The organism is Kribbella sp. CCNWLW201 (genome assembly GCF_037203805.1).
Lineage (GTDB): Bacteria > Actinomycetota > Actinomycetes > Propionibacteriales > Kribbellaceae > Kribbella.
Genome location: NZ_JBBCBQ010000006.1, coordinates 308,707 through 333,375, shown reverse-complemented (window position 1 = coordinate 333,375; position 24,669 = coordinate 308,707). Strand labels below are relative to the sequence as shown.

The 24,669-nt window shown below is 68.1% G+C and carries 30 protein-coding genes and 1 riboswitch; of the genes, 19 read left to right on the top strand and 11 right to left on the bottom strand.

Annotated elements, in window-relative coordinates; genetic code table 11:
• Positions 1-148: 148 nt before the first annotated feature.
• Positions 149-763, top strand: coding sequence for a rhomboid family intramembrane serine protease (locus V9K99_RS25710; RefSeq protein WP_337004660.1), 615 nt, complete (start codon positions 149-151; stop codon positions 761-763).
• On the opposite strand, the gene V9K99_RS25705 is transcribed toward V9K99_RS25710, so the two are convergent.
• A complete protein-coding gene (locus tag V9K99_RS25705; protein ID WP_337004658.1) occupies positions 756-1,676 on the bottom strand; it encodes a threonine/serine dehydratase in 921 nt (306 codons plus the stop codon). The genes V9K99_RS25710 and V9K99_RS25705 overlap by 8 nt on opposite strands.
• Before the next feature lie 40 nt (positions 1,677-1,716).
• Here V9K99_RS25705 and V9K99_RS25700 point away from each other — a divergent pair, with 40 nt between their 5' ends.
• Positions 1,717-3,597, top strand: a complete 1,881-nt coding sequence (locus V9K99_RS25700; RefSeq protein ID WP_337004656.1) for a propionyl-CoA synthetase — start codon at positions 1,717-1,719, stop codon at positions 3,595-3,597.
• On the opposite strand, the gene V9K99_RS25695 is transcribed toward V9K99_RS25700, so the two are convergent.
• Positions 3,585-4,361: an alpha/beta fold hydrolase gene (locus V9K99_RS25695; protein WP_337004654.1), complete on the bottom strand. Its 777-nt coding sequence runs from the start codon at positions 4,359-4,361 to the stop codon at positions 3,585-3,587. The genes V9K99_RS25700 and V9K99_RS25695 overlap by 13 nt on opposite strands.
• Before the next feature lie 42 nt (positions 4,362-4,403).
• Between V9K99_RS25695 and V9K99_RS25690 the strand changes: the two genes are divergently transcribed.
• Both V9K99_RS25690 and V9K99_RS25685 read left to right on the top strand, forming a co-directional pair.
• Entirely contained in the window at positions 4,404-5,054 is a 651-nt protein-coding gene (locus V9K99_RS25690; RefSeq protein ID WP_337004653.1) for an SDR family oxidoreductase, read from the top strand.
• A gap of 30 nt (positions 5,055-5,084) precedes the next feature.
• Positions 5,085-5,519 carry an OsmC family protein gene (locus tag V9K99_RS25685; RefSeq protein ID WP_337004652.1) on the top strand — a complete coding sequence of 145 codons (435 nt, stop codon included), beginning with the start codon at positions 5,085-5,087 and terminating at the stop codon, positions 5,517-5,519.
• Between the two features lie 391 nt (positions 5,520-5,910).
• Here the strand turns inward: V9K99_RS25685 and V9K99_RS25680 are convergent, their stop codons facing one another.
• Positions 5,911-6,684 carry an SDR family oxidoreductase gene (locus V9K99_RS25680; RefSeq protein ID WP_337004651.1) on the bottom strand — a complete coding sequence of 258 codons (774 nt, stop codon included), beginning with the start codon at positions 6,682-6,684 and terminating at the stop codon, positions 5,911-5,913.
• Between the two features lie 186 nt (positions 6,685-6,870).
• Positions 6,871-7,335: an Lrp/AsnC family transcriptional regulator gene (locus tag V9K99_RS25675; protein ID WP_337004649.1), complete on the bottom strand. Its 465-nt coding sequence runs from the start codon at positions 7,333-7,335 to the stop codon at positions 6,871-6,873.
• 94 nt (positions 7,336-7,429) lie between these two features.
• Here V9K99_RS25675 and V9K99_RS25670 point away from each other — a divergent pair, with 94 nt between their 5' ends.
• Both V9K99_RS25670 and V9K99_RS25665 read left to right on the top strand, forming a co-directional pair.
• Positions 7,430-8,278, top strand: a complete 849-nt coding sequence (locus V9K99_RS25670; RefSeq protein WP_337004645.1) for an LLM class flavin-dependent oxidoreductase — start codon at positions 7,430-7,432, stop codon at positions 8,276-8,278.
• A complete protein-coding gene (locus V9K99_RS25665; protein WP_337004643.1) occupies positions 8,275-8,700 on the top strand; it encodes a nucleoside deaminase in 426 nt (141 codons plus the stop codon). Before V9K99_RS25670 ends, V9K99_RS25665 begins: the two co-directional genes overlap by 4 nt.
• 31 nt (positions 8,701-8,731) lie before the next feature.
• On the opposite strand, the gene V9K99_RS25660 is transcribed toward V9K99_RS25665, so the two are convergent.
• Positions 8,732-9,631: an LppU/SCO3897 family protein gene (locus V9K99_RS25660; RefSeq protein WP_337004641.1), complete on the bottom strand. Its 900-nt coding sequence runs from the start codon at positions 9,629-9,631 to the stop codon at positions 8,732-8,734.
• A gap of 98 nt (positions 9,632-9,729) precedes the next feature.
• Here V9K99_RS25660 and V9K99_RS25655 point away from each other — a divergent pair, with 98 nt between their 5' ends.
• On the top strand, positions 9,730-10,164 hold the full coding sequence (locus V9K99_RS25655) for a GNAT family N-acetyltransferase (RefSeq protein WP_337004639.1): 435 nt from the start codon (positions 9,730-9,732) through the stop codon (positions 10,162-10,164).
• Here the strand turns inward: V9K99_RS25655 and V9K99_RS25650 are convergent.
• Positions 10,146-11,093, bottom strand: a complete 948-nt coding sequence (locus V9K99_RS25650; RefSeq protein WP_337004637.1) for a helix-turn-helix transcriptional regulator — start codon at positions 11,091-11,093, stop codon at positions 10,146-10,148. The genes V9K99_RS25655 and V9K99_RS25650 overlap by 19 nt on opposite strands.
• 122 nt (positions 11,094-11,215) lie before the next feature.
• Between V9K99_RS25650 and V9K99_RS25645 the strand changes: the two genes are divergently transcribed.
• The 8 genes from V9K99_RS25645 to V9K99_RS25610 are packed head-to-tail and all read left to right on the top strand — an operon-like array spanning position 11,216 to position 16,812.
• Positions 11,216-11,773: an RNA polymerase sigma factor gene (locus V9K99_RS25645; RefSeq protein ID WP_337004635.1), complete on the top strand. Its 558-nt coding sequence runs from the start codon at positions 11,216-11,218 to the stop codon at positions 11,771-11,773.
• The gene (locus V9K99_RS25640) at positions 11,773-12,588 is read left to right on the top strand and encodes a zf-HC2 domain-containing protein (RefSeq protein WP_337004633.1); all 816 of its coding nucleotides are present in this window, start codon (positions 11,773-11,775) and stop codon (positions 12,586-12,588) included. Before V9K99_RS25645 ends, V9K99_RS25640 begins: the two co-directional genes overlap by 1 nt.
• A complete protein-coding gene (locus V9K99_RS25635) occupies positions 12,585-13,454 on the top strand; it encodes an ATP-binding cassette domain-containing protein (protein WP_337004631.1) in 870 nt (289 codons plus the stop codon). Before V9K99_RS25640 ends, V9K99_RS25635 begins: the two co-directional genes overlap by 4 nt.
• Positions 13,451-14,326, top strand: coding sequence for a hypothetical protein (locus V9K99_RS25630; RefSeq protein ID WP_337004629.1), 876 nt, complete (start codon positions 13,451-13,453; stop codon positions 14,324-14,326). The genes V9K99_RS25635 and V9K99_RS25630 overlap by 4 nt, the downstream gene beginning before the upstream one ends.
• Entirely contained in the window at positions 14,323-14,931 is a 609-nt protein-coding gene (locus V9K99_RS25625; protein WP_337004627.1) for a hypothetical protein, read from the top strand. Before V9K99_RS25630 ends, V9K99_RS25625 begins: the two co-directional genes overlap by 4 nt.
• Before the next feature lie 18 nt (positions 14,932-14,949).
• The gene (locus V9K99_RS25620; protein WP_337004624.1) at positions 14,950-15,900 is read left to right on the top strand and encodes a helix-turn-helix transcriptional regulator; all 951 of its coding nucleotides are present in this window, start codon (positions 14,950-14,952) and stop codon (positions 15,898-15,900) included.
• Positions 15,893-16,195, top strand: a complete 303-nt coding sequence (locus V9K99_RS25615; RefSeq protein ID WP_337004622.1) for a DUF1905 domain-containing protein — start codon at positions 15,893-15,895, stop codon at positions 16,193-16,195. Before V9K99_RS25620 ends, V9K99_RS25615 begins: the two co-directional genes overlap by 8 nt.
• 59 nt (positions 16,196-16,254) lie before the next feature.
• Entirely contained in the window at positions 16,255-16,812 is a 558-nt protein-coding gene (locus tag V9K99_RS25610) for a cysteine hydrolase family protein (RefSeq protein ID WP_337004620.1), read from the top strand.
• Here the strand turns inward: V9K99_RS25610 and V9K99_RS25605 are convergent, their stop codons facing one another.
• Positions 16,813-17,739, bottom strand: a complete 927-nt coding sequence (locus V9K99_RS25605; protein ID WP_337004618.1) for an NAD-dependent epimerase/dehydratase family protein — start codon at positions 17,737-17,739, stop codon at positions 16,813-16,815.
• A gap of 292 nt (positions 17,740-18,031) precedes the next feature.
• Here V9K99_RS25605 and V9K99_RS25600 point away from each other — a divergent pair, with 292 nt between their 5' ends.
• Positions 18,032-19,042, top strand: coding sequence for a pectate lyase family protein (locus V9K99_RS25600; protein WP_337004616.1), 1,011 nt, complete (start codon positions 18,032-18,034; stop codon positions 19,040-19,042).
• Between the two features lie 45 nt (positions 19,043-19,087).
• A riboswitch (ZMP/ZTP riboswitch) is annotated at positions 19,088-19,166 on the top strand.
• Positions 19,167-19,190: 24 nt separating this feature from the next.
• Complete coding sequence (locus V9K99_RS25595; protein ID WP_337004614.1) at positions 19,191-20,060, top strand: metallophosphoesterase; 870 nt, start codon at positions 19,191-19,193, stop codon at positions 20,058-20,060.
• 4 nt (positions 20,061-20,064) lie between these two features.
• Here V9K99_RS25595 and V9K99_RS25590 read toward each other — a convergent pair whose 3' ends face one another.
• From V9K99_RS25590 to V9K99_RS25580, 3 genes are all read right to left on the bottom strand, one after another.
• Positions 20,065-20,796: a VOC family protein gene (locus tag V9K99_RS25590; protein ID WP_337004612.1), complete on the bottom strand. Its 732-nt coding sequence runs from the start codon at positions 20,794-20,796 to the stop codon at positions 20,065-20,067.
• 131 nt (positions 20,797-20,927) lie between these two features.
• Entirely contained in the window at positions 20,928-21,311 is a 384-nt protein-coding gene (locus tag V9K99_RS25585; protein ID WP_337004610.1) for a VOC family protein, read from the bottom strand.
• Between the two features lie 25 nt (positions 21,312-21,336).
• On the bottom strand, positions 21,337-22,224 hold the full coding sequence (locus V9K99_RS25580; protein WP_337004608.1) for a LysR family transcriptional regulator: 888 nt from the start codon (positions 22,222-22,224) through the stop codon (positions 21,337-21,339).
• 75 nt (positions 22,225-22,299) lie between these two features.
• Here V9K99_RS25580 and V9K99_RS25575 point away from each other — a divergent pair, with 75 nt between their 5' ends.
• Entirely contained in the window at positions 22,300-22,803 is a 504-nt protein-coding gene (locus V9K99_RS25575; RefSeq protein ID WP_337004606.1) for a cysteine dioxygenase family protein, read from the top strand.
• Between the two features lie 13 nt (positions 22,804-22,816).
• Here the strand turns inward: V9K99_RS25575 and V9K99_RS25570 are convergent, their stop codons facing one another.
• On the bottom strand, positions 22,817-23,668 hold the full coding sequence (locus V9K99_RS25570) for an aldo/keto reductase (RefSeq protein WP_337004604.1): 852 nt from the start codon (positions 23,666-23,668) through the stop codon (positions 22,817-22,819).
• 142 nt (positions 23,669-23,810) lie between these two features.
• Here V9K99_RS25570 and V9K99_RS25565 point away from each other — a divergent pair, with 142 nt between their 5' ends.
• Positions 23,811-24,644: a phosphotransferase family protein gene (locus tag V9K99_RS25565; RefSeq protein ID WP_337004602.1), complete on the top strand. Its 834-nt coding sequence runs from the start codon at positions 23,811-23,813 to the stop codon at positions 24,642-24,644.
• The last annotated feature ends 25 nt before the right edge of the window (positions 24,645-24,669 follow it).

Below are 24,669 nucleotides of genomic sequence, written 5' to 3'. Positions count from 1 at the left end.
GGTCACCCTGTGCTGTCGCCGCGCCAACCACGGGTTGAGATTTGAGCCGATACGGCATCGTTGAGGGTATGGACGAGCGGAGCGAGTTCATCATCAAGCACAGTGCTTTTCGTGCCTCATCCGCGCCCGGAGCGAAGCGAGGACGTGGATGAGCTTTCAGACGCCGGCGAAGCGGACCGGACGGACCGTGGACACGGGCCGGATCGGCGGCGGGCTGAAGTTGCTCGCCGCGCTGGTCGGGCTGATGTGGCTGAGCGAGATCGTCGACACGGCGATGAACGGCGCACTCGATCAGTACGGAATCATCTCGCGCGATCCGGAAGGGCTGCTCGGCGTCGTCACGGCGCCGTTCCTGCACCTCGGGTTCGGCCACCTGATCTCGAACACGCTGCCGCTGGTCACGCTCGGCGCGTTGATCGCCATCAGTGGTGCGGTCCGACTGTTCGCGGTCACCGCGATCGTGACCGTCATCGGCGGCTTCGGCACCTGGCTGGTCTCACCGCCCAACACGATCACCATCGGCGCCAGTGGGCTCGTTTTCGGATTCGCGGCGTATCTGATCGCGCGCGGGATCTTCAACCGCCGGCTCAGTCAGGTGCTGGTCGGCGTACTCGTCGTGCTCGTGTGGGGGAGTGCGCTGCTCGGCGGGCTGCTGCCGCAGGACGGCATCTCCTGGCAGGGTCACCTCTTCGGCGCGATCGCCGGTGTTCTGGCCGCTTGGGTCCTCGCCGACGACCGCCCGAAACGCAAGACGGTTATCTGAGCGTCGCCGGGTCTGTGTTGGCTCCGCACACCACGACGACGACCCGCTCTCCACCGGCCGGCCGGTACACACCGGCGGTCAGGGCCGCATACGCCGTCGCTGCACCGTGCTCCACGACCAAGCGGTAGTCCTGCCACAGTTGGTTGCGAGCGGCAATGATCGCGTCGTCGTCGACGAGCAGCGAGCGTACGCCGTACTCCTGGACAGCCTCGAACGCCAGGTCGCCGAACCGGCGGCCACCCAATGAATCCACCGCGACACCACCGACCGAGCCATCCACCGGCTGACCGGCCTGCAGGGCGTTGTGCATCGTCGGCGCGAGCTCCGGCTCCACGCCGATCACCTGGGCGTTGTCGCCGATCGCCGTCGCGATGCCGCCGACCAGCCCGCCACCGCCCACTGCGACCAGCACGGTGTCGAACATGCCGGCCTGCTCCAGGAGTTCCAGTCCGATGGTTCCCTGACCGGCGACAACCTCAGGCTGGTCGTAGGCGTGCACCAGGAGGGCGCCCGACTCGTCTCGTGCCTGGAGTGCCGCCTGGTAGGCCTCCGCGTACTCGTTCCCGATCTGTACGACCTCGGCGCCGAGGATCCGCAGCTTCGTGAGCTTCGGAGCCGGAGTGTTCACCGGTACGAAGATCCGCGCGGGCACACCGAGCTCCCGTGCCGCGTAGGCCGAGGCCAGTCCGGCATTGCCGCCGGACGCCGCCACGATGCCTTGCCCGGTCAGCTCACCGCGTTCCTTCGCCGAGAGCAACCGGTTGAACGCTCCGCGCGGCTTGAACGACCCGGTGTGCTGCAACAGCTCCAGCTTGAACGTCAGGCCCGGCGCCACCTGGATCACCGGCGTACGTCGTACCCGCCCGGCGATCCGCTCCGCCGCCGCCCGGATGTCCTCGACACTTACCGTCATGCCTCAACCCTGCCACGATGGAGCCGAGGAGGCTGAGCCGATGGGTGCGTACGACGAGAGCTACCGCCGGAGTCTCGAGGATCCGGAAGGGTTCTGGCTGCAGGCCGCCGAGGCGGTCTCGTGGACCCGGCCACCGCAACGGGCACTGGACGACTCAGCCGCACCACTCTATCGGTGGTTCCCCGACGCCGAGCTGAACACGTCGTACAACGCGCTCGATCGGCATATCGAGGCCGGTCACGGCGACCGGACCGCGCTGATCTACGACTCACCGGTGACCGGGACGAAGCGGACCCTGACGTATCAGCAGTTGCGTGACGAGGTCGCGGTGTTCGCCGGGGCGCTGAAGTCGCTCGGGGTCGGCCAGGGCGATCGTGTGATTGTCTACATGCCGATGGTGCCGGAGGCCGCGATGACGATGCTCGCGTGCGCCCGGCTGGGCGCGATCCACTCCGTCGTCTTCGGCGGATTCGCGCCGAAGGAACTCGCGGCCCGGATCGACGACGCCCGACCCCGCGTGATCGTCGCCGCCTCCTGTGGCATCGAGCCGACCCGGGTGGTCGAGTACAAGCCGATCATCGACGCCGCACTCGAGCTCACCCAGCACCAGCCCGACCACACGATCGTGCTGCAGCGCGAGGCCGCGCTCGCGAAGCTCGGCGACCGCGACCTGGACTGGACCGAGCTCACCGCCGGCGCGGAACCCGCCGACCCTGTCCCGGTCGCAGCGACCGACCCGCTCTACATCCTCTACACCTCGGGTACGACGGGGAAGCCGAAGGGCGTGGTCCGCGACAACGGCGGTCACGCGGTCGCGCTGGCCTGGTCGATGCGTGCGGTCTACGACATCGGACCGGGTGACGTGTGGTGGACGGCCTCCGACGTCGGCTGGGTCGTCGGCCACTCGTACATCGTGTACGCGCCGCTGCTGGTCGGCGCTACCTCCGTCCTCTATGAAGGAAAGCCGGTCGGTACGCCGGATGCCGGTGCCTTCTGGCGGGTCATCTCCGAGCACGGCGCAAAGGCGTTGTTCACAGCGCCGACCGCGTTCCGCGCGATCAAGCGAGTCGACCCCGAAGCTTTGGAGCTAGGCAAGTACGAGCTGCCCGGCTTCCGCACTCTGTTCCTGGCCGGTGAACGGCTGGACCCGGAGACCTATCACTGGGCGCACGAGCACCTCGGCGTACCGGTGGTAGATCACTGGTGGCAGACCGAGACCGGCTGGCCGATCGCGGCCAACCCGCGCGGTCTCGAGCCGCTGCCGACCAAACCCGGCTCGGCCACCGTCCCGATGCCTGGCTGGAACCTGCAGATCCTTGATGCCGTCGGCACCCAACTGCCGCCGGGTGAGGAAGGCGCGATCGCGATCAAGCTGCCGCTCCCGCCGGGTGCGTTGCCGACGCTGTGGGGCGACGACCAGCGCTACATCGACAACTACCTGAGCCGGTACGACGGCTACTACCTGACCGGCGACTCCGGCTACCTCGACGACGACGGGTACATCTTCGTGATGGGCCGCACCGACGACGTGATCAACGTGGCCGGTCACCGGTTGTCGACCGGCAGCATGGAGGCCGTGCTCGCGGCCCATCCGGCCGTCGCCGAGTGCGCGGTGATCGGCGTACACGACGCGTTGAAGGGACAGTTGCCGCGCGGTCTCGTCGTACTGAAGGCCGGTGCAGACATCGCCGAGGAGGTCCTGCGGGACGAACTGGTGGCAGCGGTACGACGGGACATCGGGCCGGTGGCCGCGTTCCGGGATGTGTCGGTGGTGGACGCGCTGCCGAAGACGCGGTCGGGGAAGATCCTGCGCAAGACCATGCGTGGGATCGCGGACGGCCGGGACGAGCCGGTCCCGTCCACCATCGAGGATCCCTCCGTACTGGATGCCCTCCGCCCGATCCTCAGTCAGTCCGACTGAGCCAGGAAGTCCAGGGCCAGCGGTCCTGCGGTCAGGTGGAACTCGTGGAAGTAGGCGTGCCGCGCACCCTGGATCAGCTCCGCGCGAGCGCCTGGGATCCGGTCCGCGAGGAGTTGCGCGTTCGCGACCGGGCTGAAGACGTCGTCCGTCCCGTGCAGGATGAGCGTCGGCGCCGTGATGCTCGGCAGCCCGTCCCACGCGTCGTGCTTGTTGCTCGCGACCAGGTGTCGTGACTTCGCGTACGACGGCATCTTCGCGTCACCCAGGACCGGGTGTGGGCCGGGGTTCGCCGCCAGCCAGGCCGGTGTGTACATGAGGTCGAGCAGCACCCGACCGGTCCGCTTGGGATCAGCGAGTGCTCGCCGGATCTCCTGGCTGCGTTCGTAGCCATGTGCCGCGCCCGGTGACGTACATCCGAGGACGAGCGCCTTCACCCGGTCGGGATGGTTGATCGCGACCCACTGCGCAACGCGACCACCCATCGACGTGCCGTAGACGTGTGCCGTGGCCAACCCGAGGTCATCCAGTACTGCGATCACATCGTCGGCGAACCCTGGCGTGCTGTAGACCTCGTCCGGCTTGTCGCTGGCCCCGGTGCCACGCCAGTCGAGAGTGATCGTCCGGTACGACGCCTCGAAGTCGGGGCGGACCGGGTCCCACCAGGTGTGGTTGTTGGACTGGCCGGCGAGCAGAACAAGCGGTAGCCCGTCGCCACGGACCTGGTAGGCGATGCGGCAGCCGTCGGCGGTTGTTGCGTGAGGCACGGGAGCAGTCTGCCTGATTCGGCGGCGGGTTAGGCTCGGGGTATGCGAGTGGTGATTGCGGGTGGACACGGGCAGATCGCGCTGCGGCTGACCAAGCTGCTGGCCGAGGACGGGCATCAGGTGGTCGGGATGGTCCGCAACCCCGACCACGAGGACGACATCACCACAGTTGGCGGGCAGGCCGCCGTACTGGATCTCGAACAGGCCGACGCGGCAGCCGTTGCCGACGTACTGGCCGGAGCCGACGTCGCGATCTTCGCCGCCGGCGCGGGACCGGGCAGCGGGAAGACGCGCAAGGACACGGTCGACCGCGGGGCCGCCGCGCTGTTCGCGGACGCGTCCGAGCAGGCCGGCGTCCGGCGGCACATCCAGGTCGGCTCGATGGGCGCCGACCGGGCTGACTCACTGACCGACGACGAGGTGTTCACCGTCTACCTGAAGGCGAAGTGGGCCGCCGAGGAAGACCTCCGACGGCGCGACCTGGACTGGACCATCCTGCGGCCGGGCGCACTCACCAACGACCCGGGCACCGGCCAGGTCCGGCTCGCGGACAAGACCGGGAACGGCAGCATCAGCCGCGACGACGTGGCGCTGGTGCTGGCCGGGCTCTGCGACACCCCGGCCTCGATCGGCCGGACCCTCGAACTCGTCGCCGGTGAGACCCCGGCGGCCGAGGCACTGAAGAATCTCTGACGTTGCCACAAGCAACAGAATGTGACGGTTATGGGTGACTCACTCCGGCAGGTGCATTTCGAGCGCCTGGCCAACAGCAGCTACGAGGTCCGCAACGCACGCGGCGGCACCCTCCGGATCGGCTCCGGCGGTGACGACACCGACTTCACCCCGGTCGAACTGCTGCTGGCCGCGATCGGCACCTGCACCGCGATCGACGTCGACGTGGTGGTCAGCCGCCGGGCCGAGCCGACCGAGTTCCGCGCGGTGGTCCGGGGCGACAAGCTCCGCGACCCCGAGGAGGGCAACCGGATGGAGAACCTCGCCGTCGAGTTCACCATCCGCTTCCCCGAGGGCGAAGACGGCGACAAGGCACGCGAGGCTCTCCCGCGCGCGGTGAAGATGTCCCACGACCGACTCTGCACCGTCAGCCGCACTGTCGAGCTCGGCACCCCGGTCACCACGACCGTGGACGAAACCGCCTAGCCCTGTCTGCGGACCGACTGTGGTGTCGCACACCAAGTGGTGGCCGGTTTGGTCCGGATGCTGGTCAAACCAGGGGAGAAGGCGGGACCTTGAGACACCGTCTGGTGGGCTGGGACATGAAATATCAGGTCTCCGCGAACCGTTTTCTTGTCTCAGGTCCCGGCGATTGCACGGATCTGGGGCTGGGGTCTCGGGATCCGGACCGAATCAGCCGGATGGTGGTCAACCCGCGCGGAAAGCCGGAACTTCGGACACCTTGTCGGGACCGCGTACATCTGGCCAGATGTCCGAGGCCCCCGGAAGGTGTTCACGGTTCGGCCGGTTGCGCCGAAATCAGCCGGGTCCAGGCTCGCCGACCGTGTCCAGCCCGGAACAGCGCAACCACATCGACCTACACCAGGAACTCACTCACCGGTCGCAGCCGGGTCCGGAGCATCGCCTGGGTTCGCTTGCCGTCGAGGCGGACGTCCGAGGGGGAGCCGGGCGCGAACGGCAGTACGTGCGGGTGGATTCCGTCGCGGGCGGCGATCAGCCGGCCGAGCTCGAGCCGGTCGATCGCCTCGGGGCCGGCCACATGAGCCGGGCCTTTGGCGTCTGACTCCAGGAGCTCGAGCAACGCCGAGGCTAGGTCGGTCACATAGACCGGGCATCGGATGTTGCCGGTGTGTAGTGCTCCTGGTTCGCCGGCGGCCAGAGCATGCACGAGTCGCTCGGTGGACGACCTGCCGTCGTACCCGATGATGAGCGACGTCCGGGCGATGACGGCGGACGGGTCGATCGCCCTGACGGCGGTCTCCGCGGCCGCTTTCGCCGCGCCGTACGGCGTGATCGGGCAGGGACTCGCGTCCTCGTCGTACGGCTGCTCGCCACCGCCGAAGACCACGTCGGTCGACACGAAGACGAGCCGCGTGCCGCGGGCAGCGATGGCGATGTTCGCGGGACCGTCGGCCGTCGTCACCCAGTCGGATTGCTGGAAGGCGGCGTGAATGATCCCGTCCGGGCGGACCTTGCGAATGACGTCCTCGACCTCGCCCCGGTCCCGGACATCCATCCGGACCCCACCCGGCACTGGCGCTCTGTGGTAGGTCGGTATCACCTCGTGCTCGGCCAGCCGCACAACTTCGCTCCCCAGCAGACCAGCGGCCCCAGTGACGAGCACCCTCACACCGTCAGCCTACGTCGATGCAGCCTCCCGCCGGCAGCCCGAGTGGCGCGCCGTACCTCGGCTTCCCGGACCTCCACCACTCACCAACCCTTGCGGATGGACTGTCTGAGCCCACGGCTGAGCCTGAGCTGCGGAGATTGTGTGCGGTTGGTGAGTGGTGGAGGTCCGCCCCGCCCAGAGCGAGACTCAGTGTGCGGACGGGGCGGGGTTCTGTTGCGGTCCTCGGTAGGGCTGGGTTTGGGAGTAGACGAGGTTGGTGGTGGTGCTGCCGAACTCGGTGAGCTCGTTCACCAACTCCTCCAGGTGCGGCATCGAGGCGGCGGCGACCTTGAGGGTGTAGCAGTCGTCGCCGGTGGTGCGCAGGCACTCGAGGATCTCGAGGCGCTCCTTCAGCAGTTGGTGCAACGGGCCGTGCTTGTTGCCCGGGTACTTCAGTCGTACGACGGCCAGCACCGGATAACCCACCTTCGTCAGATCCACCTCGGCGCGGTACGCGGTGATGATCCCGGTCGACTCGAGCCGCCGAACGCGCTCGGTGGTCGCCGACGCGCTGAGGTTCACCCGGCGGCCCAACTCGGTCAGCGAGATCCGGGCATCGTTCTGCAACTCGACCAGGATGGCCCAGTCGGTCGGATCGAGACTCTCGGTCATAGCGCAAATATACCGGCGATTCCACGGCAGAAGCCGCCGTACGCCGGGAGCATTCCCTTCAGAACCCACCCTCGACCTGGATAGCCTGATGGGCGTGGAACTTGGTGTGAACGTCCCCAACTTCGGCCCCGGCGCGACCCCGGCCCGGCTGCGCGACTGGGCGCGCACAGTCGAGGGCCTCGGCTACGACCTCCTCATGGTCTCGGACCACGTCGCCATCACGCCCGATGTCGCCGAGCAGTACCCGGCTCCCTTCTACGAACCGTTCACCACCCTGAGCTGGATCGCCGGCATCACCGAACGGGTCCGGCTCGGCACCACCGTGCTGATCGCGCCGTACCGCCACCCGTTGCTGGTGGCAAGGATGGCGGCGAATCTCAACCAGCTGAGCGGCGGCCGGCTCGTCCTCGGCGTGGGCGTCGGCTGGGCCTGGCAGGAGTTCGAGGCGCTGGGCGCCGACTTCGACCAGCGCGGTCGCGTGACCGACCAGACACTGACCGAGATCCGCCGCGCCTGGGAGAACGACAAGGACTACGGCGGCGGCCAGATCCCGCTGTGGATCGGCGGTCGCAGTACGGCGGGACTTCGCCGGGCCGTCCGCCTCGGCGACGCCTGGCACCCGCTCCGGGAACGCGTCGACTGGTTGCGCACGGCAATGGGTCGGCTGCGGGCGATCGCGGCCGAGGAGGACCGCCCGGTGCCGGAGTTCGCGCCGCGGATCCTGCTCCGGCTGACCCCGTCGGCCCTGCCGGAGGACGAGCGGGTCGCGGGCGAGGGCTCGCTCGACCAGGTGCTCACCGACCTCGACGAACTCCGTGAACTCGGCGCGCGGAGCGTCGTACTGGATCCCTTCGTAGGGGATCCTGCCGAGACCGAACGGCCCGAAGCGGCCTGGCAAGCGCTGGCCACGATCGCGGCGCACCGACGATGGGAGAACAAGTGACCCCCGAAGCAGAAGGCTTCCTCCGCCGCGCGATCGAGCTGGCCGCGGCCGCGCGCGCATCCGGCAACCCGCCGTTCGGCTCGCTGCTGGTCGGCCCGGACGGGACGGTACTCGCGGAGGAGCGGAACTCGACCATCACCGACGGGAACATCAGCTTCCATCCGGAGCTGAAGCTCGCGGTGTGGGCGGCGAGGCAGCTGGATGCGGAGACTGCCGCGGCGACGACCATGTACACGAGCTGCCAGCCGTGTGGAATGTGCGCCGGCGCGTTGGCCCGGTCCGGTCTCGGCCGGGTCGTTTACGCGTTGTCGGGTGAGCAGCTCGACGGCCTCAAGAGCACCGGCGGCTTCCCCGCCGTACCGCAGGAAGGTCCTGCCCTGTACGACGAGGCGAAGGTGCCGGTCGACGGCTACTACCAATAGACCGGCACCCCGCCCAGACTCAGGCCCAGCCTCAGATCCGGCCGAGACAGAGGGTGTACTTCTCCGAACCGACCTGGGAGGTGTACGCCGCCTCGTAGCCTTCGAACTGGTCGCACTTGGAGTCGTCGACGGTGTTGTCGAGCTTGCCGACGACCTTGTACTCCGCCTCGGACGAAGCGCAGTCGACCACCTCGACGGTCGGGCTCGCCGCCGTGCCCTTGTTCACCACACACGAGCCGACCTTGGCCTCGGAGGTGGTGGTGATGTTCAGGTTGATCACCACGATCGCCGTGATCAGCGCGATCGGGAGCAGCAGCATGAAGATCGGCGCGCGCTGGAACAGCGGCTTGCCCGGATTCATCGGCCGGCCGGGTGCACCCGGGGCGGGCTCGGGCAGTTTTCGGAACTTCGACCAGGGCTCGAGGTTCATCAGCATCGTGATCGGGTTGATGATCATCGACCCGATACCCCACCAGCCCTGCCACAGGCTCTTCGCGGTCATGTCACGGACGGACGCGATCCCGCAGGTGCGGCAGAACGGACCCTGCAGCTTGAGGAACCGCATCATGATGATCATGCCCTGGTGACCGCGGACGGTCGCCTGCGCGGCCGGCACGGCACCACAGAACCGGCACTGCAGACCACCCTGCTGCATCGGCTGCCCCTGCTGCTGCGGGAACTGCCCCTGGTGCTGGCCTTGCTGCTGGAACGGCTGGCCTTGCTGTGGGAAGGTCTGACCGCCGTGCTGGGGCGGCGCCTGCTGCGGGAACGACTGCTGCACGTACGGCGCCTGCTGCGGCTGGCCACCGGGCTGACCGAACGGCTGGCCCTGGGGCTGGGTGTACTGCGGGTACTGCTCCGGCGGGGGTCCGTAACCGCCCGGCTGGCCGGGGTACGGGTTCTGCGGGGGCTGGGGAGGGGATGTGGTCACGGACGCTTCCTGAAAGACGTTGACGGGACAAGATGAACTCCGGCACCTTACTCACCCCAGTGGTCCATTCGGCGCTTCGGTGTGCCACGGTTCTGCCCATGCTCACCATCGGCCCGCTGGAATCGTCCGACCGCGACACCTGGCAGGAACTGTTTGCCGGGTACAACGAGTTCTACGGCCGGACGATGCCGGCCGAGTTCTACGATCAGGCTTGGACCAGATTCCGGCGGGGCAAGGAGATCCACGCCCTCGGCGCCCGCCTCGACGGCACACTGGTCGGCATCACGCACTTCCTCACCCACGCCAGTACGACGGCGCCCGATTCCTGCTACCTGCAGGACCTGTTCACCGCCCCCGAAGCCCGCGGGCAAGGCGCCGCCCGGGCGTTGATCGAAGCCGTCACCGAGTGGGCGAACGAACGCGGCTGCGGCCGCGTCTACTGGTCCACCCACGAGACGAACGAGACCGCCCGGCGCCTTTACGACCAGGTCGCCGAGAACCGCGGCTTCATCCTCTACTCGATCCCGCTGTAACGAGTCGCGAGCTCACTCCCGAGCCGGGCCAGCTCCGCCTGCACCGACGGTGGGTCGATCACTTCGATCGACCCACCCCAGCCGGCGAGGTGCTGCGCGATCATCAGCGGCGTCGGCGCGGTCACCTTGATCCGCACCCGGTCGCCTTCCATCCCGTCGACCTCGCAGTGCCGCCCGAGCCGGTCCTGCATCACCCACAGGTGCCGCTCGTCCATCAACACGGTCGCGGTCAGGCCGGATCGCCGTACCTCCATCTGCTCGACGATCTCGTTCCACGCCGCGGACAGGTCGAAGTCGGCCGGCCGCTCGAACGGCTCGTCGGTCAACTCGGCCGACACCACCCGCTCGACCCGGAACGTCCGCTGCCCCTTCGGCGTCCACGCGATCAGGTACCAGATGTCGTCCTTGTCCACGAGCCCGAGCGGATCGACCAACCGTTCCGACTGCTCCCGCCCGCGCCCTGCGTAGACCAGTCGGACCTTCAGACGTCGTACGACGGCATCCTGCAACCGATGCACCAGCTCAGGACGTTCCTTGGTGTGTTCACCCCAGCGAGCCGGGTCGATCACGACTGCCTCGGCCGCGGCCTCCGCGTGCTCGCGGAACGTCTGGGGGAGTGCACGCACCAGCTTCCGCAGCGCGGCCTTCGCGTCCGGCGCGATCGACGCAGCCGGCCCAACCAGCAGAAACAGCGCCTGCGCCTCCGGAGCGGTCAACCCACTGAGATCGGTCCGCGCACCACCGATCAGCTGCCAACCGCCGTTGCGTCCGGGCTGTGGATAGACCGGGATCCCGGCGGTCGACAGCGCCTCGAGATCGCGCCGCGCCGTCGCCACCGAGATCTCCAGCTCCTCGGCCACGTCGGCCGCGGTCACCCGGCCGCGCGCCTGCAGCAGCAACAGCACCGCCACCAATCGATCTGCCCGCACCCGCCCATGGTCGCAGACAAACCGCTCACCAGCTGAGCACTTATCCCGGCCACGGAAAGTCGCCGCCACAGCACGGAAAATCAGGTCGATCCGCCGGTGACCTCCGCTGCGACAGTAAGGATATGAGCACGCTGTCCGACGCCGATCTCCTGCGGAACATCGCCGCGGGTGACGAGGCGGCGCTGCGACAGCTCTACGAACGCCACGCCGGCTGGTTGCTGCTCCGGCTGAACCGTCGCTGCGGCAGCCAGGAACTCGTGGCCGGCGCGTTGCAGGACACCTTCGTCGCTGTCTGGCAGTCGGCCGGGCGCTTCCGTGGTGAGGGTGAGGTGGCCGCCTGGCTCTGGGGGATCTCGATCCGGCGACTCATCTCCGCGCTCCGCGGTCACCCGGCCGCCGATCCGCTCGGCGATGACGTCGTCGGCGCCGCCGTACCGCTCGTGAACAGCGCCGAGGACGAACTGCTGCGAGGAGTCGAGTACGGCGATGTCGGCCGCGCGCTGCGGACACTGCCACCCGAACTCCGCGCGACCTTGCAGGCAACCGTGATCGACGGACTCACCACCAAGGAGGCGGCTGTGCTGCTCGGCATACCGCAAGGCACTGTGAAGAGCCGTCTCCGGGTGGCCAAGAGTCGCCTCCGGGATCAGCTGATGCCGATCCGGGACGGGAGGATCTGATGAACTGGCACCTCGGCCCTGAACTGCTGGACCGCTACGCCGTCGGCGACTTGGACCTCGCGCGCCAGGCGTCGGTCGAGACGCATCTGCTCGGCTGCGCGGACTGCCGTCAGCTGGCCTCGGTCAAGGCACCGCAGGACCTGCTCACCGACATCTGGCAAGGCGTGCAGATCGCGACCGCACGGCCGCGGATGCCCTGGCCGCTCAGACTGCTGCAGAAGCTCGGCCTGGCCGAGACCGATGCCATCATCCTGCGCGCGTCCAGCTCGCTCTATCGGCCGTGGCTGCTTTCACTCGTCGGCGCGTTCGTGATCGGTGTCGGCGGGACGATGATGCCGGCCGCCGAGCAGCGCGCGTTCTACCTGCTCTTCGCCCCGTTGCTGCCGGCAATCACCGTCGCAACGGCCTACGACGCCACCGACCCGATCCGTGAGCTGGCTGCGGCCACTCCGTTCAGCAAGGTGCGGATCGCCTTGCTACGAACGGCGTCCGCGGTTGCTGTCGCGTTGCCCGTCGTACTGCTCGCAGGACTCGTCCTGCCGTTCGTCGGCGCGGACGCGTTCGCCTGGCTGCTGCCGTCGCTGACCCTCACCTTGCTCGCACTCACCCTGCTGACGTGGTGGACCGCGCCGGTGACCGCCTGGGTCGTCGCCGGGCTCTGGCTCACCGCGGTCGGAACCTTGCGGTCCATGGATCAGCTCAGTGCGGTCGACACCCCGTTCGCCCAACTGGCCTTCGCTGTCGCAGCCCTCCTGGCGCTGGCCGCTCTCGCCATCCGGCTCACCTCACACCACGCACCAGGAGGCTACGCATGAGCTCCCAGATCGCCGTCCTCGACGGCGTCACCAAGTCGTACGGCGGTACCGAGGTGCTGCACCGCACCGACCTCGGCTTCGACCGCGGCGTGATCGGCCTGCTCGGCCCGAACGGCGCCGGCAAGTCGACCATGCTGCGGCTGCTGGCCACCGCGATGCCGCCGACCGCCGGACGAATCGTCGTCAGCGGGCACGTCGTCACCGGTGGTGCCGCAGACCGTACGGCGGCCCGTCGCCGGCTCAGCTACCTACCGCAGGAGGTCGGCATCCCACGCCGGATGACGAGCTTCGGGTTCCTCGACTACATCGCCGTACTGAAGGAATGGAAGGACACCGACGCGCGGCATCGCGAGGTCGACCGTGTCCTCGGCCTGGTCGGGCTGTCGGACCGGCGTACCAAACGCGTGTCGGCACTGTCCGGTGGCCAACGCCGACGGCTCGCCCTCGCCCAGGCGCTGATGGGCGTCCCCGATCTGGTCGTGCTCGACGAGCCGACGACCGGTCTCGATCCGGAGCAACGGGCCTCGCTGCGCGGCATCCTGTCGTCGTACGCCGATCGCGGTGCGGTCCTGATCGCGACGCATCAGACCGAGGACGTGTCGGCGTTGTGCGACCGGGTGATCATCCTCGACGACGGCCGGATCCGGTTCGACGGATCGGTGTCGTCGCTGATCGCGCTGGCTCACGGCCAGGTGTGGATCGGTGCCGAGGTGAACTCCGGGGCGCTGTCGTCGTGGCGTACCGGGACCGGTGAAGTGCGATCGCTGGGTGGTATCCCCGCAGCGGGCAGTCGTCCGGCCGAGCCTGCGGTCGAAGACGCGTATCTGCTGGTCCGCAGCGACACCATGATCGGAGAACCACGATGACTACCGCTGTCGTGGCCGCTCGGCCTACGTCGATGCTCGGTCAGCTCGCGCGCAAAGAGATCGCCCGCTACGCGTCGCATCCACTCTTCCTCGCCGGCGTCGCGCTGGTCGCCCTGAGCTCGATCGGCAAGCCGGACGGGAACATGTCCTCGCTCGGCAACGTCATCGCGCCGGCCGCCGGGCTCGGCGTGATCGGACTGCTCGTGATGGCCGCGCTGACCCGGACGTCGGACCAGATCGCCTCGGCCGCCGGCGCGGTCGTGGTGAGCGAGCGAACCCGGACCCTTGCCCTGGTGTGTGCGCTGGTCGTGCCGTTCGCGGCGGGTCTGTGCTGGCTCGGCTGGGCGATCTGGGCGTACCGGCACTGGCCGGTGCCCGCCCACGGTGCGCCGTTCGGTGGGATCGGCGACGGCTGGGTTGTCGCGAACCTGATCGCGCTCGGGCTGATCCCGTCACTCGGTGGGCCGATCCTCGGGCTGCTGCTCGGGCGGTGGTTGCCGCGTCGAGGCGCCGCGCCGCTGTTCGCCGTACTGCTGGTGACCGAGACGATCATCATGCAGGGCCTGTTCGAGCCGCTGCGATACATCCGGCTGGTTGCGCCGTGGACCTACTTCGCCGGTCCGTACGGCGTTCCCGGAGATGCGGACCGGATGGCGATCCTGACCGGGTCACCGCAGTGGTACTGCGTCTACCTGCTGGCGCTGTGTGCGCTGGGCGTCGTACTCGCCCTGCTGCACGATCGCGAACGTCCGCGGCGTCAGTTGCTGGTCGCCTTGGCCGTGATCGTGGTGCTCGCGGTGACGAGCGCCGTACTCGCGATCACCACCGGCGTGCCGGACGTCATGATCAACCCGTTGCCGTCACAGCCATGATCCGCTATGCCGCCCGCGCCGTTCCCTGGGGACTCCTGGGGACCGGCGCGGCGCTCACGATCGGACTGCTCCTGCTGGTGGAGCGGTGGCCCTACACGCTGTGGCCGTTGCAGGGGACGGCCGTTGGGTTGCTCGCGGCAACAGTCGTCTGGTGCTACCCGGAGCCGGCCGCCGCGGTCGTCGACACGCTCCCGCGCGGCCTTTGGTGGCGTACGACGGCACGGTCGGCCGGCGCCGTCGCGTTGGTGGTGGTGTGGGTGGTCGCCGTACGGGAGACGCGGCCTGGGTACTTCGGTCACGCGGCGGACGTCGCCTGGCAAGGGATCGCCCTGGTCGTCGCCACGGCCGGATTCCTCACCTGGCAACGCTCTCGCGGATCCGAAGGCCCGGCACGCGCGGTGTCGGCCGGCATCGTCGGAATCGCGACATTCGTCGCCTTGGCCCGCCCGTTCGCGGACGTCGTACCGGTCTTCCCCTACACAGCCGACGACGACTGGTCGACCAGCCGCGCCCTCTGGGCCTTACCTGCCGCCCTGGTGATTAGTCTGCTGGCACACCCTCGCCGACTCCATGGCCACAAGCTAAGGTCGGTTCCGGACGATTGACTTCCGGAATGGTGAGTGATGGCGTACGACGTGAGTCCGACGGCCCGGACGTTGATGGTTCTCGAGCTGATCCAGAACAGCCCGGGGATCACGGCCGAGCAACTCGGGGACAAGCTCGGGGTCTCCGAGCGGGCGGCCCGGCGGTACGTCGCGATCCTGCGCGAGGCCGAGATCCCGATCGAATCGGTCCGCGGCCCGTACGGCGGCTATCGGGTCGGCCGTGGACTGCGGCTGGCACCGTTGATGTTCAGCAACGCCGAAGCACTCGGCCTGGTGATGGCGATCCTCGAGAGCCCGCGCGGTGTGGACGATCCGGTCGATGACGCACTCGGCAAGATCATCCGGGTGCTGCCCGAATCGATCGCCCGGGCGACCGACGCCGTACGCCGGGTCAGCGCCCGCGGACCTGATCCCGGTGCCCGCACTCCCGATCCCACGGTGACCGCCGAACTGGTCTCGCACAGTACGGCGCAGCGGCGCGTGCTGCTGGACTACGAGCGGTCGCCGGGGGAGAGCTGGACCATGGACGTCGATCCGTGGGCGGTCGTCGTACGCCGGGGCCGGTGGTATCTCCTCTGCTGGTCCAACTCCAAGTCGGCCAAGCGGGTGCTGCGGGTCGACAAGATTCGCCGGGTCGAGGCTCAGGCCGAGACCTTCACCCCTCCGCACGACCTCGACCCGCTCGCGGCCGTCGAGGAACACCTCGCGTTGGGGTGGAAGTACAAGATCGAGGTCATCATCGACGCGCCGCTCGCGGACGCGGCCTGCTGGATCCCGCGGAGCATGGGCCGGCTGGAAGAGATCGACGCCTCGCACACCCGGCTGCTCGCGAGTACCGACGAGCCGGACTGGTACGCCGGCCAGCTCACCGCGATCGGAGCGCCGTACCGGATCCTCGGCTCACCCGAGCTGCAGGAAGCCAGCCGCGAGCTCGGCCGACGATTGCTGGAGGCAGGTGCCGGTGACTGAGATCGAGTTCGCCGGGGAGATCTGGTTCTGGCGCGGACCGGCGCCCTGGTACTTCATCACCGTGCCGGAGGAGGAGTGCGGGTACTTCGAGGCCGAGTCGAACTTCGTCACCTACGGCTGGGGGATGATCCCGGTCCAGGCCGAGATCGGGGAGAGCGTCTGGGACACCTCGATGTTCCCCAAGGACGGGCGGTACATCCTGCCGGTGAAGGCGGCGGTGCGGCGGGCCGAGGACCTCGACGACGGCGACGTACCGACGGTCCGCCTGCGGCTTCGCAGTTGGAAGGTCTCCTGAAACTGTCGGCGGGTGGGTTTAGCGTTCGTTCTGGAAGCTGGCAGAGGGAGGGGAACGAGATGTCCACGTTGTCAGATCGGCCGAACACGGCCCTCGTGGTGATCGACGTCCAGCAGGGCGTCGTGTCGGAGGGCTACGACCGCGACCAGGTGGTGGCGAACATCAGCACCCTGGTCGGCAAGGCGCGCGCCGGGGGAGTGCCGGTCGTCTGGGTCCAGCACAACAGCGAGCAACTGCCGAAGGACAGCGACAACTGGCAACTCGTCCCCGAGCTGAGACGCGAGGACTCGGAGCCAATCGTCCACAAGACGTACGCCGATTCCTTCGAGGAGACCGACCTCGAGGAGGTGCTGGCGAAGGCCGGGATCGGCCGGATCTTCGTCAGCGGCGCGCAGACCGACGAGTGCATCCGCTCGACGATCCACGGCGCCTTCGTCCGCGGGTACGACGTGACCCTCGTCGGCGACGCCCACACGACCGAGGACCTGACCGAGTACGGCGCCCCGCCGCCGGACAAGGTGATCGCCCACACCAACATGTACTGGCAGTACCACCGAGCCCCCGGCCGGACCGCCGCCGTCGAAACCACCGCCGACGTCACGTTCAAGGAGGCCTAGTCAGCTGTTGACGCTGGCGCGGAAGCCGTCGCGCCAACTGGCGTACTTCGGCTCCCAGCCGAGCTTCGTCCGCGCCTTCTCGTTCGAGACGCCGCGCGCGGTGGTCATCTGGGCCAGGACGAACTCGCCGGCCAGCAGCTTCCCGAGCCAGGCGGGCACGTTCATCGGGTGCTTCGCGCCGGCGAGCTCGGCCAGGTACGGCAGCCACTCGGCGACCGGCGCCGGGTCGTTGTCAGCCACGTTGTAGACACCGGGCTCGCCGCGCTCGACCGCGGCGAGCGTGGCGGCCGCGGCGTCGCTGGTCTCGATGAAGGACCAGATGCCGGTCCCGCCACCCACGATCGGCATCTGCCGCTTGCGCACCAGCTCCACCAGCGCATCCGAGGCGCCCGGGCCGTAGAAGGTGCCGTAGCGCAAAACGATTCCCTCGGGTGCCTTGAGCGGCACGGTCTGGTCGACGTACTTCATCGCCGCCATCGTCTGCACTGCCGAGGAGACCGGCTTCGAGATGAGCGGGTCGGTCTCCGTCTTCACCGGTCCGCCGGACTGCTCGTACACGAAGTTGTGGCCCTGAGCGACGACCCGCCGGGTACCCGCGCGCTCGGCGGCCGCGAGCAGGTTGTCCGTGCCGCGGGTCCGGAGGGTGTTGGTGGCGGCGAAGACCTTGTCGACGTTGCGGAGGTTCCGCATCTCGGCGAGCGCGGTCATCTGATGCACGATCACCTCGGGCTCGGCGGCGCAGACCGCGGCGATCACTCCCTCGCGGTCCAGTCCGTCGACCACGACCGGTTCCGCGCCGGCCTCCAGCAACCCTGCGACCTTGCCGTGCGACCTCGTGGTGGCCGTGACCTGGTGACCCGCCGCGACCAGTCCGGGCACCAGGTGCCGCCCGAGTGCTCCGGTTGCGCCAGTGACGAAGACTCGCATGTTCGTTCCTTTCCGTCGTCTTGCTGTGAAGACACGTCCCGTCCCAGATGCCGTGACATGCAACTGCTGTGACCTGGGACACGGGTTCCGATCAGGCCCGGGACGGCGATTCGAACGATCCATCGAACCGCTTCGAGCTACCAACAGTGACGAGCCCTTGACAGGGAGAAACCGGTTTCTGTACGGTTCCCTGCATAAGGAAAGCGCTTTCCGATTCATCTCGGCAAGCACTGCCGCCGTGGCGACGGCGTACTGCGGCATGCCTGCCAACCGCCCCAATCGGAGGTTCTTCATGTCCTTCTTCGCGTCCCCAACGCGTCTGATCGCCAAGTCCCGTCGGCGACGGTTGCCGTACCTGGCGGCGGCCACCGCGCTGACTGTCGCCGCGACGGCCGTGGTGTCCGCGGTCGCCGTACCCGAGTCGCTGCCCAAGGCGTCGGCGTCCACCTTCGCGCTGCAGGGTTGGGCCACTCAGGGTGGTGGCACCACCGGCGGCGGCAGCGCGTCTCCGGTGACCGTCACCACCGCGTCGGCCCTGATCAGCAACATGCAGGCCAGCGGTTCCCGGGTGATCCGGGTCTCCGGCACGATCAACCTGTCCGGCATGAACAAGGTCGCGGCCAACAAGACGATCATCGGCGTCGGCAGCGGCGCCACGATCACCGGCGGCGGGCTCAACGTCGCCAGCGTCAGCAACGTCATCATCCGGAACCTCAACTTCCGGGACTGGGGTGACGACGCGATCAACGTCCAGTACTCGACCCGCGTCTGGGTCGACCACAACAACTTCAGCAACGGGTACGACGGCGCCGTCGACGTCAAGCGGGCGTCGGACTACGTGACCGTGTCGTGGAACAAGTTCTTCAACCACGACAAGGTCGGGCTGATCGGCCACAGCGACGACAACGGCGGCGAGGACATCGGCAAGCTGCGGGTGACCTACTACGCCAACTGGTTCGACGGGACCACGCAGCGGCACCCGCGGGTCCGGTTCGGCAACCCGGTGCACGTCGTCAACAACTACTACCGAGGCAACAGCGGATACGGCGTCGCGTCGACCTGCAACGCGGGCGTCTACGTGGAGCGGAACTACTTCGAGAACGTCGGCAGCACGGTCGTCACCCAGACCGGTGACTCGCCGCAAGGCAACGTGAAGCTCCTCAACAACTGGCTCGCCAACTCCGGTACGCCGGCCTCCCGCAACTCGGCCAGCGTCGCCGCGATCCCGTACTCGTACGTCGTCGACGCCGCGGAGAACGTGAAGTCGCTCGTCACCGGGGGTGCGGGCACCGGCAAGATCTAGCCGGCTCCGGTGCCCTGGGCCTCTGCCACCCGGGGCACCGGTAGGCTGGTCGCACACGACTGGCGAGGGTGGGTGCACACCACCGGGGAGTGACAGCAGGGCATCGACCGCCTGGGTGCCCGAGGCAACGATGTCGAGGAGCCAGCTCGTGCACCGTGTTCTGCATCTGTCCGACACCCATGTCAGTCGCACCGGCCCGGACGAGGACGGCGTCGACGGCGTCGCCTCTCTGCAACAGCTGCTGTACGACGTTCGCCACGTAACATCGCTGGATCTGGTGATCGTCAGCGGTGACATCGCCGACGACGGCTCCAAGGAGGGCTGCTCAGCGGTCCGATCGGCCGTCGGCGCGTTCGCTGCGGAGCGAGGGATCCCGCACATCTACAGCACCGGGAACCACGATCGCCGGGAAGGATTCGAGGCCGCACTCGGCTGGGGCCATCTCGGTCCGGACGGTTCACCGATCGGGCGGCGCACGGAGATCGCCGAGGTGATCGCGGCGGTGAGCATCGTGAACGGGCTGCGCGTGATCACCCTCGACAGCCTGGTCCCCGGCGAGACCCATGGAGTGCTTGGCCGCGACCAGCTGGACTGGCTGGCGGCTGAGTTGGCCACACCGGCGCCGGCCGGATCACTCGTCGTACTGCATCATCCGCCGATCTCTGTGGACGCGGTTCCGTACATGACGTCCGTCGTACTGCAGGAACCTGCGGCGCTCGGTGACGTGATCGCCGGGACCGACGTACAGGCCGTCCTCTGCGGTCATCTGCATCATCAGCTGTCCGGCATGGTGGGGGAGAAGCCAGTGTGGGTGACGCCGGGCGTGATCACCCGCATCGACCTGACGGCACCGAGCGCGCTCGTCCGCGGCGTCCTGGGTGCCGGAGCGACCGTCGTCGACCTCGGTGGACCGTCGTCGCCGATGTTCCACACCGTGCACGCGCGGGATCCACGCGCCGGCTTGGAGGTGTACGTCTACAACCCACTGACCGGCGAGGACACCATCGAGAGCTCCTGAAGCGTCAGCGCAGGGCGAGGACGCAGAAGTCGTTGCCCTCCGGGTCGGCGAGGATGTTCCACGGCACATCGCCCTGACCGACGTCGGCGTCGGTGGCGCCCAGAGCACGCAGGCGGTCGACCTCCGCCGCCTGGTCGTCACCGGGGTACGGCAGCACGTCGAGATGGACGCGGCTTGGCTTCTGGCGGGACGCGCGGACGAACTCCAGGTACGGACCGACACCCTTGGCGGAGCGCAGCAGTGCACGATCGTCGGTCACCTCGTGCAGGGTCCAGTCGATCGCCTCGCCCCAGAACTGGGCCATCGCCCGCGGGTCCGCGCAGTCGACCACGACCGCGGCGATCGGCCCGGTGTCCCGGTAGATCTCCCGAGGCTCCAAGACGGAGAACATGTTGCCCTCCGGGTCGGCCATGACCGTCCACGGGACGTCGCCTTGGCCCACGTCGGCGGTCGTCGCACCGAGCTCCTTCAGGCGCTGCACCAATTCGGCGTGATGGGCCGCCGAGGTGGTGGCGAGCTCGAGGTGCACGCGGTACTTCACCGTTTCGGGGTCCGGGACGGTGACGACATCGACGCACACGGCGGTGGGGTCCGGCCAGTCGAAACCCACGGGCTCGACGTTGGTCACGCTGGGGCCCTCGCTCGAAACACCCCAGCCGAGGGCGTCGGCCCAGAACTGGCCGAGCGCCGCGTCATCCCGAGCCTTGAAATTCACCTGAACAAGTCGCAGTCCCATGCCGCGATCCTATGTCCGGACGGGTCAGCAACCGCCCAGCTCATGCAGCGACCGAAACCGCGGCGGCGGCTGCGGACTGCTGGTCGACCAGAGTTCCGTCCAGATCGAAGAGGACAGCTCGAAGAGTCGTGTCAGGCAACGCAGAACTCATTGCCCTCGGGGTCGAGCATGACGATGTGACCGAGTGGTTCGCCGTAGTAGTCCTCGCGCACTTTCGTCGCGCCGGCCGACTCCAGTTCGGCAGCCTTCGCCCGGATCAGTTGCTCCCGCACAGTCATGTCCCACGGCGCTTCACCAGCGACCCGGATATCGATGTGCATCCTGTTCTTCGACGTCTTCTTCTCGGGGACGCGGAGAAACCCGATCGCCGGCCCCTTGCCGTCCGGATCCACGATCGACGCACCGTCCGGGTCGTCGTACCCGGGTTCCTTCACATAGCCGAGTGCGTCAGCCCAGAACGCGGCCAACTTCTGCGGATCGTCGGCATCACACCCCAGCGTCCAATGCATCCCCATCCGAGCAGGCTACTGGAGCCACCGCTCAAGCGGTTCCCGGATCTGCGCTGTCTGTGCTCGCCTGAGCGAGGGCTGCCAGGAGGGCTGCAGTGGCGGGCGGATCGGGTGGTTCGCCGTACGTCGCCGCATAGACGTGCCGGCGCGACCCCGGCAACTCGGTCGCGACGATACCGTCCGACCGGTGGGCACGCAGGGCCAGACCTGGCATCGTCGTGACGCCGAGTCCCGCGGCGACCAGCGTCTGCATGACGACCATGTCGTCGGAGATATAGCCGATCTGCGGCTCGTACCCCTCCTCGGCGCAGAGCGACAACAGGTGACTGCGACACCGATCGCAGCCCGCGATCCAGGTCGCGTCGCGCAGGTCGGCAAGTCGTTGCCCTTGGCCCGCAGACAGCAGGTACAGCGGGTCGTCGAGCAGGTGATGCAGGCGTACGCCGGCTGGTTCGGGCTCGGTCTCGTCGTACCGGAAGACGACGGCGACATCGATCTTGCCGGTGCGGAGGAGCTCGAGCGCCTCGGGTGGATGCATGTCGGTCAGACCGATCTGCAGGCCCGGATGGGTCTCCGCCAGCGCGGCGACGGCGCGCGGGATGAGCGATCCGATGGCCGATGAGAAGCCGGCCAGGCGTACGCGGCCTGCGGTCAGACCGACGTGGGCGGCGAGCTCGGCGTCGACGGCGTCGATCCGGCCGAGGATCTCGGCGGCCCGGTCGGCGAGCAGTTGGCCGGCCTGAGTGAGGCGGATGCCACGGCCGACGCGTTGGATCAGTTGCGCACCGGTTTCGGCTTCGAGCCGGGCCAGGTGGTGGGTGACGGACGGCTGCGAGTAGTGCAGCTCCTTGGCCGCCGCGGTGACGGAGCCGTGGCGGGCGACGGCCTCGATCACGCGCAGGCGGGCGACGTCCAGCATGTATCAACTCTATCTATCAATGAGCATGAAAATTGACATTAGACGCTATGGGTCGAGCGCGCGCACCCTCGAAGCATGACAACCACACTGATTCACCCCCTGACCGCGTTGACCGAGGGCGTGCGCACCGCCGTCAACCAGCACGCCAACTGGTCCGACACCGCAGACCTCGTCGCCGAGCAGCTCCGCCTGCACCTACCGGGCCCCGACGTACTGACCCCGGAGCAGCGCGACGGCTCACCGGACAGCTACGGCAGCCACGTACTGCACGTCGAGCCCGACGGGTCGTTCTCGATCATCGGTCTTGTCTGGCGACCCGGTCAGATCACCCGCATCCACGACCACGTGACCTGGTGCGTGTTCGGCGTACTCCAAGGCGTCGAACACGAGGATCTGTACGACGCCGACCTCCGGCTGATCGGCTCGAGCGACAACCAGACTGGCGACGTCAGCGGCTTCGCCCCACCCGGCGACATCCACCGCGTCCACAACACCACCGACACCACCGCCATCTCCCTCCACATCTACGGCACCGACGTCACCCGAATCGGCTCCAGCGTCCGCCGCTACTACAACTGACCTGACGACGCAGTTAGTCGTCCCTCAGGTTGTTGAGTACGGCGAGTTGTTCGGGGGAGAGGTGGATGTGGCCGGCTGCGACGTTCTCTGTCAGGTGGTCGGGGCTGCCGGTGCCCGGGATGGCGAGGACGTGGTCGCCTCGGCTCAGCGTCCAGGCGATGCGGATCTGAGCGGGTGTCGCCTCGTGCTCACGGGCGATCGCGACCACCGCTTCGTCCGCGGCAACCCCACCCGCCTCACGACCAGCGCCGGTGACTGCGAAGAACGGCACGAACGCCATCCCTTGCTCACCGCAGAAGCCCACCAGCTCGTCGTTGACGCGACCGAACCCAACGCCGTACCTGTTCTGCACCGCGACAATCGGCGCGATCGCCTGCGCCTGCGCGATGTGGTGCATCCGAACGTTGGACAGCCCCAGATGCCGGATCAGCCCCTTGTCCCGCAGCTCGGCCAGGACCCCGAAGTGCTCCGCGATCGACTCAAGGCCTTGCTGGCGGAGGTACACGACGTCGAGGACATCGCGTCCGAGCGCGCGCAGGTCCTCCTCGACGAGCCCCGGCAGCTGATCCGGCGACGCCAGCCCGGCCTCGGTCGGCCCGACCTTCGTCGCGATCACCAGATCCTCCGGGTACGGCGCCAGCGCGCGGCGGACCACGTCGTTCGCCCAGCCGAGATTGGTGAACTCGAGGGAAAGCCTGGGTCCGCCGATCGACGGGTAGAAGCCGGCGGTGTCGATGTGGTTGACGCCGAGCTCCACCGCCCGGCGCAGCAGAGCGATCGCACGCTCCTGGGCGTAGTCACCGGTGCTGCCGGCCAGCCGCTTCGTCCCGAAGCCGATGCGCTCAACCGGCCGGTCGCCGATCATCGACTTGCGCCGCGCATTTTCCGGTGATAAGTTAATTGGTAGAGATGCATTCTTTTGTGAATTCTGCATTCGGCCAGGATAAGCCCAGCTGTGAATTACGTCCAGCTTTTGTGGCAACTTTCCCTCCACTATGATTCGCGGCGTGATCGACGAGCGTCAGCGGCGCCTGCTGCAGGACTGGCTACCCGGCGCCGAGGTCGTGAAGGACCACAGCTGGGGACTCGTGGGCACCACCGTGCTCGAGCTGATGCACGACGGGACGCAGTACGTCGCGAAGGCCGGCGACTCGGCTGACCACATCACGCGTGAGTTGCGCGCCCACAACGAGTGGCTCGAACCCTGGACGAAGCGGGGGAGAGCAGCGCAACTCGTCCAGGCTGACGCCGAGGCGAAACTGCTCCTGACGCGTTATCTGCCGGGGGAGTTGGTGGAGGACGGCGAATACGAACTGCTGCCTGATGTCTACTTCCAAGGCGGTGAGTTGTTGGCGCAATTCCACGCGCAATTGTCAGTGCCGGATCGAGAATTCGAGGCCCGCGAGAAGAGGAAGACGCTCAAGGCGCTCGGCAAGCCGCACCGAATTGCACCTGAGTTGACCGAGCGTCTGCGCGCGGAAGTCGAATCCTGGCCGACACCCGCGGTGACGCTGGTACCGACGCACGGCGACTGGCAGCCCCGGAACTGGCTGATCCACCAGGGAACCGTCAGCGTGATCGACTTCGGCCGCGCCGATCTCCGGCCGGCCCTGACAGACTTCGGACGCCTGGCGGCGCAGCAGTTCCGGCAGAATCCGGCACTCGAATCAGCATTCCTGCGGGGGTACGGCGCCGATCCACGCGAACCCGGCGCCTGGCACCGAAACCGTCTCCGCGAAGCAATCGGCACCGCAGTCTGGGCCTACCAAGTCCACGACGTCCCCTTCGAACAACAAGGCCACCGAATGATCGCCGAAGCACTGGCCGACGCGCTCGACTAGCGCCGTAACGGTAGGGTCGACCCAC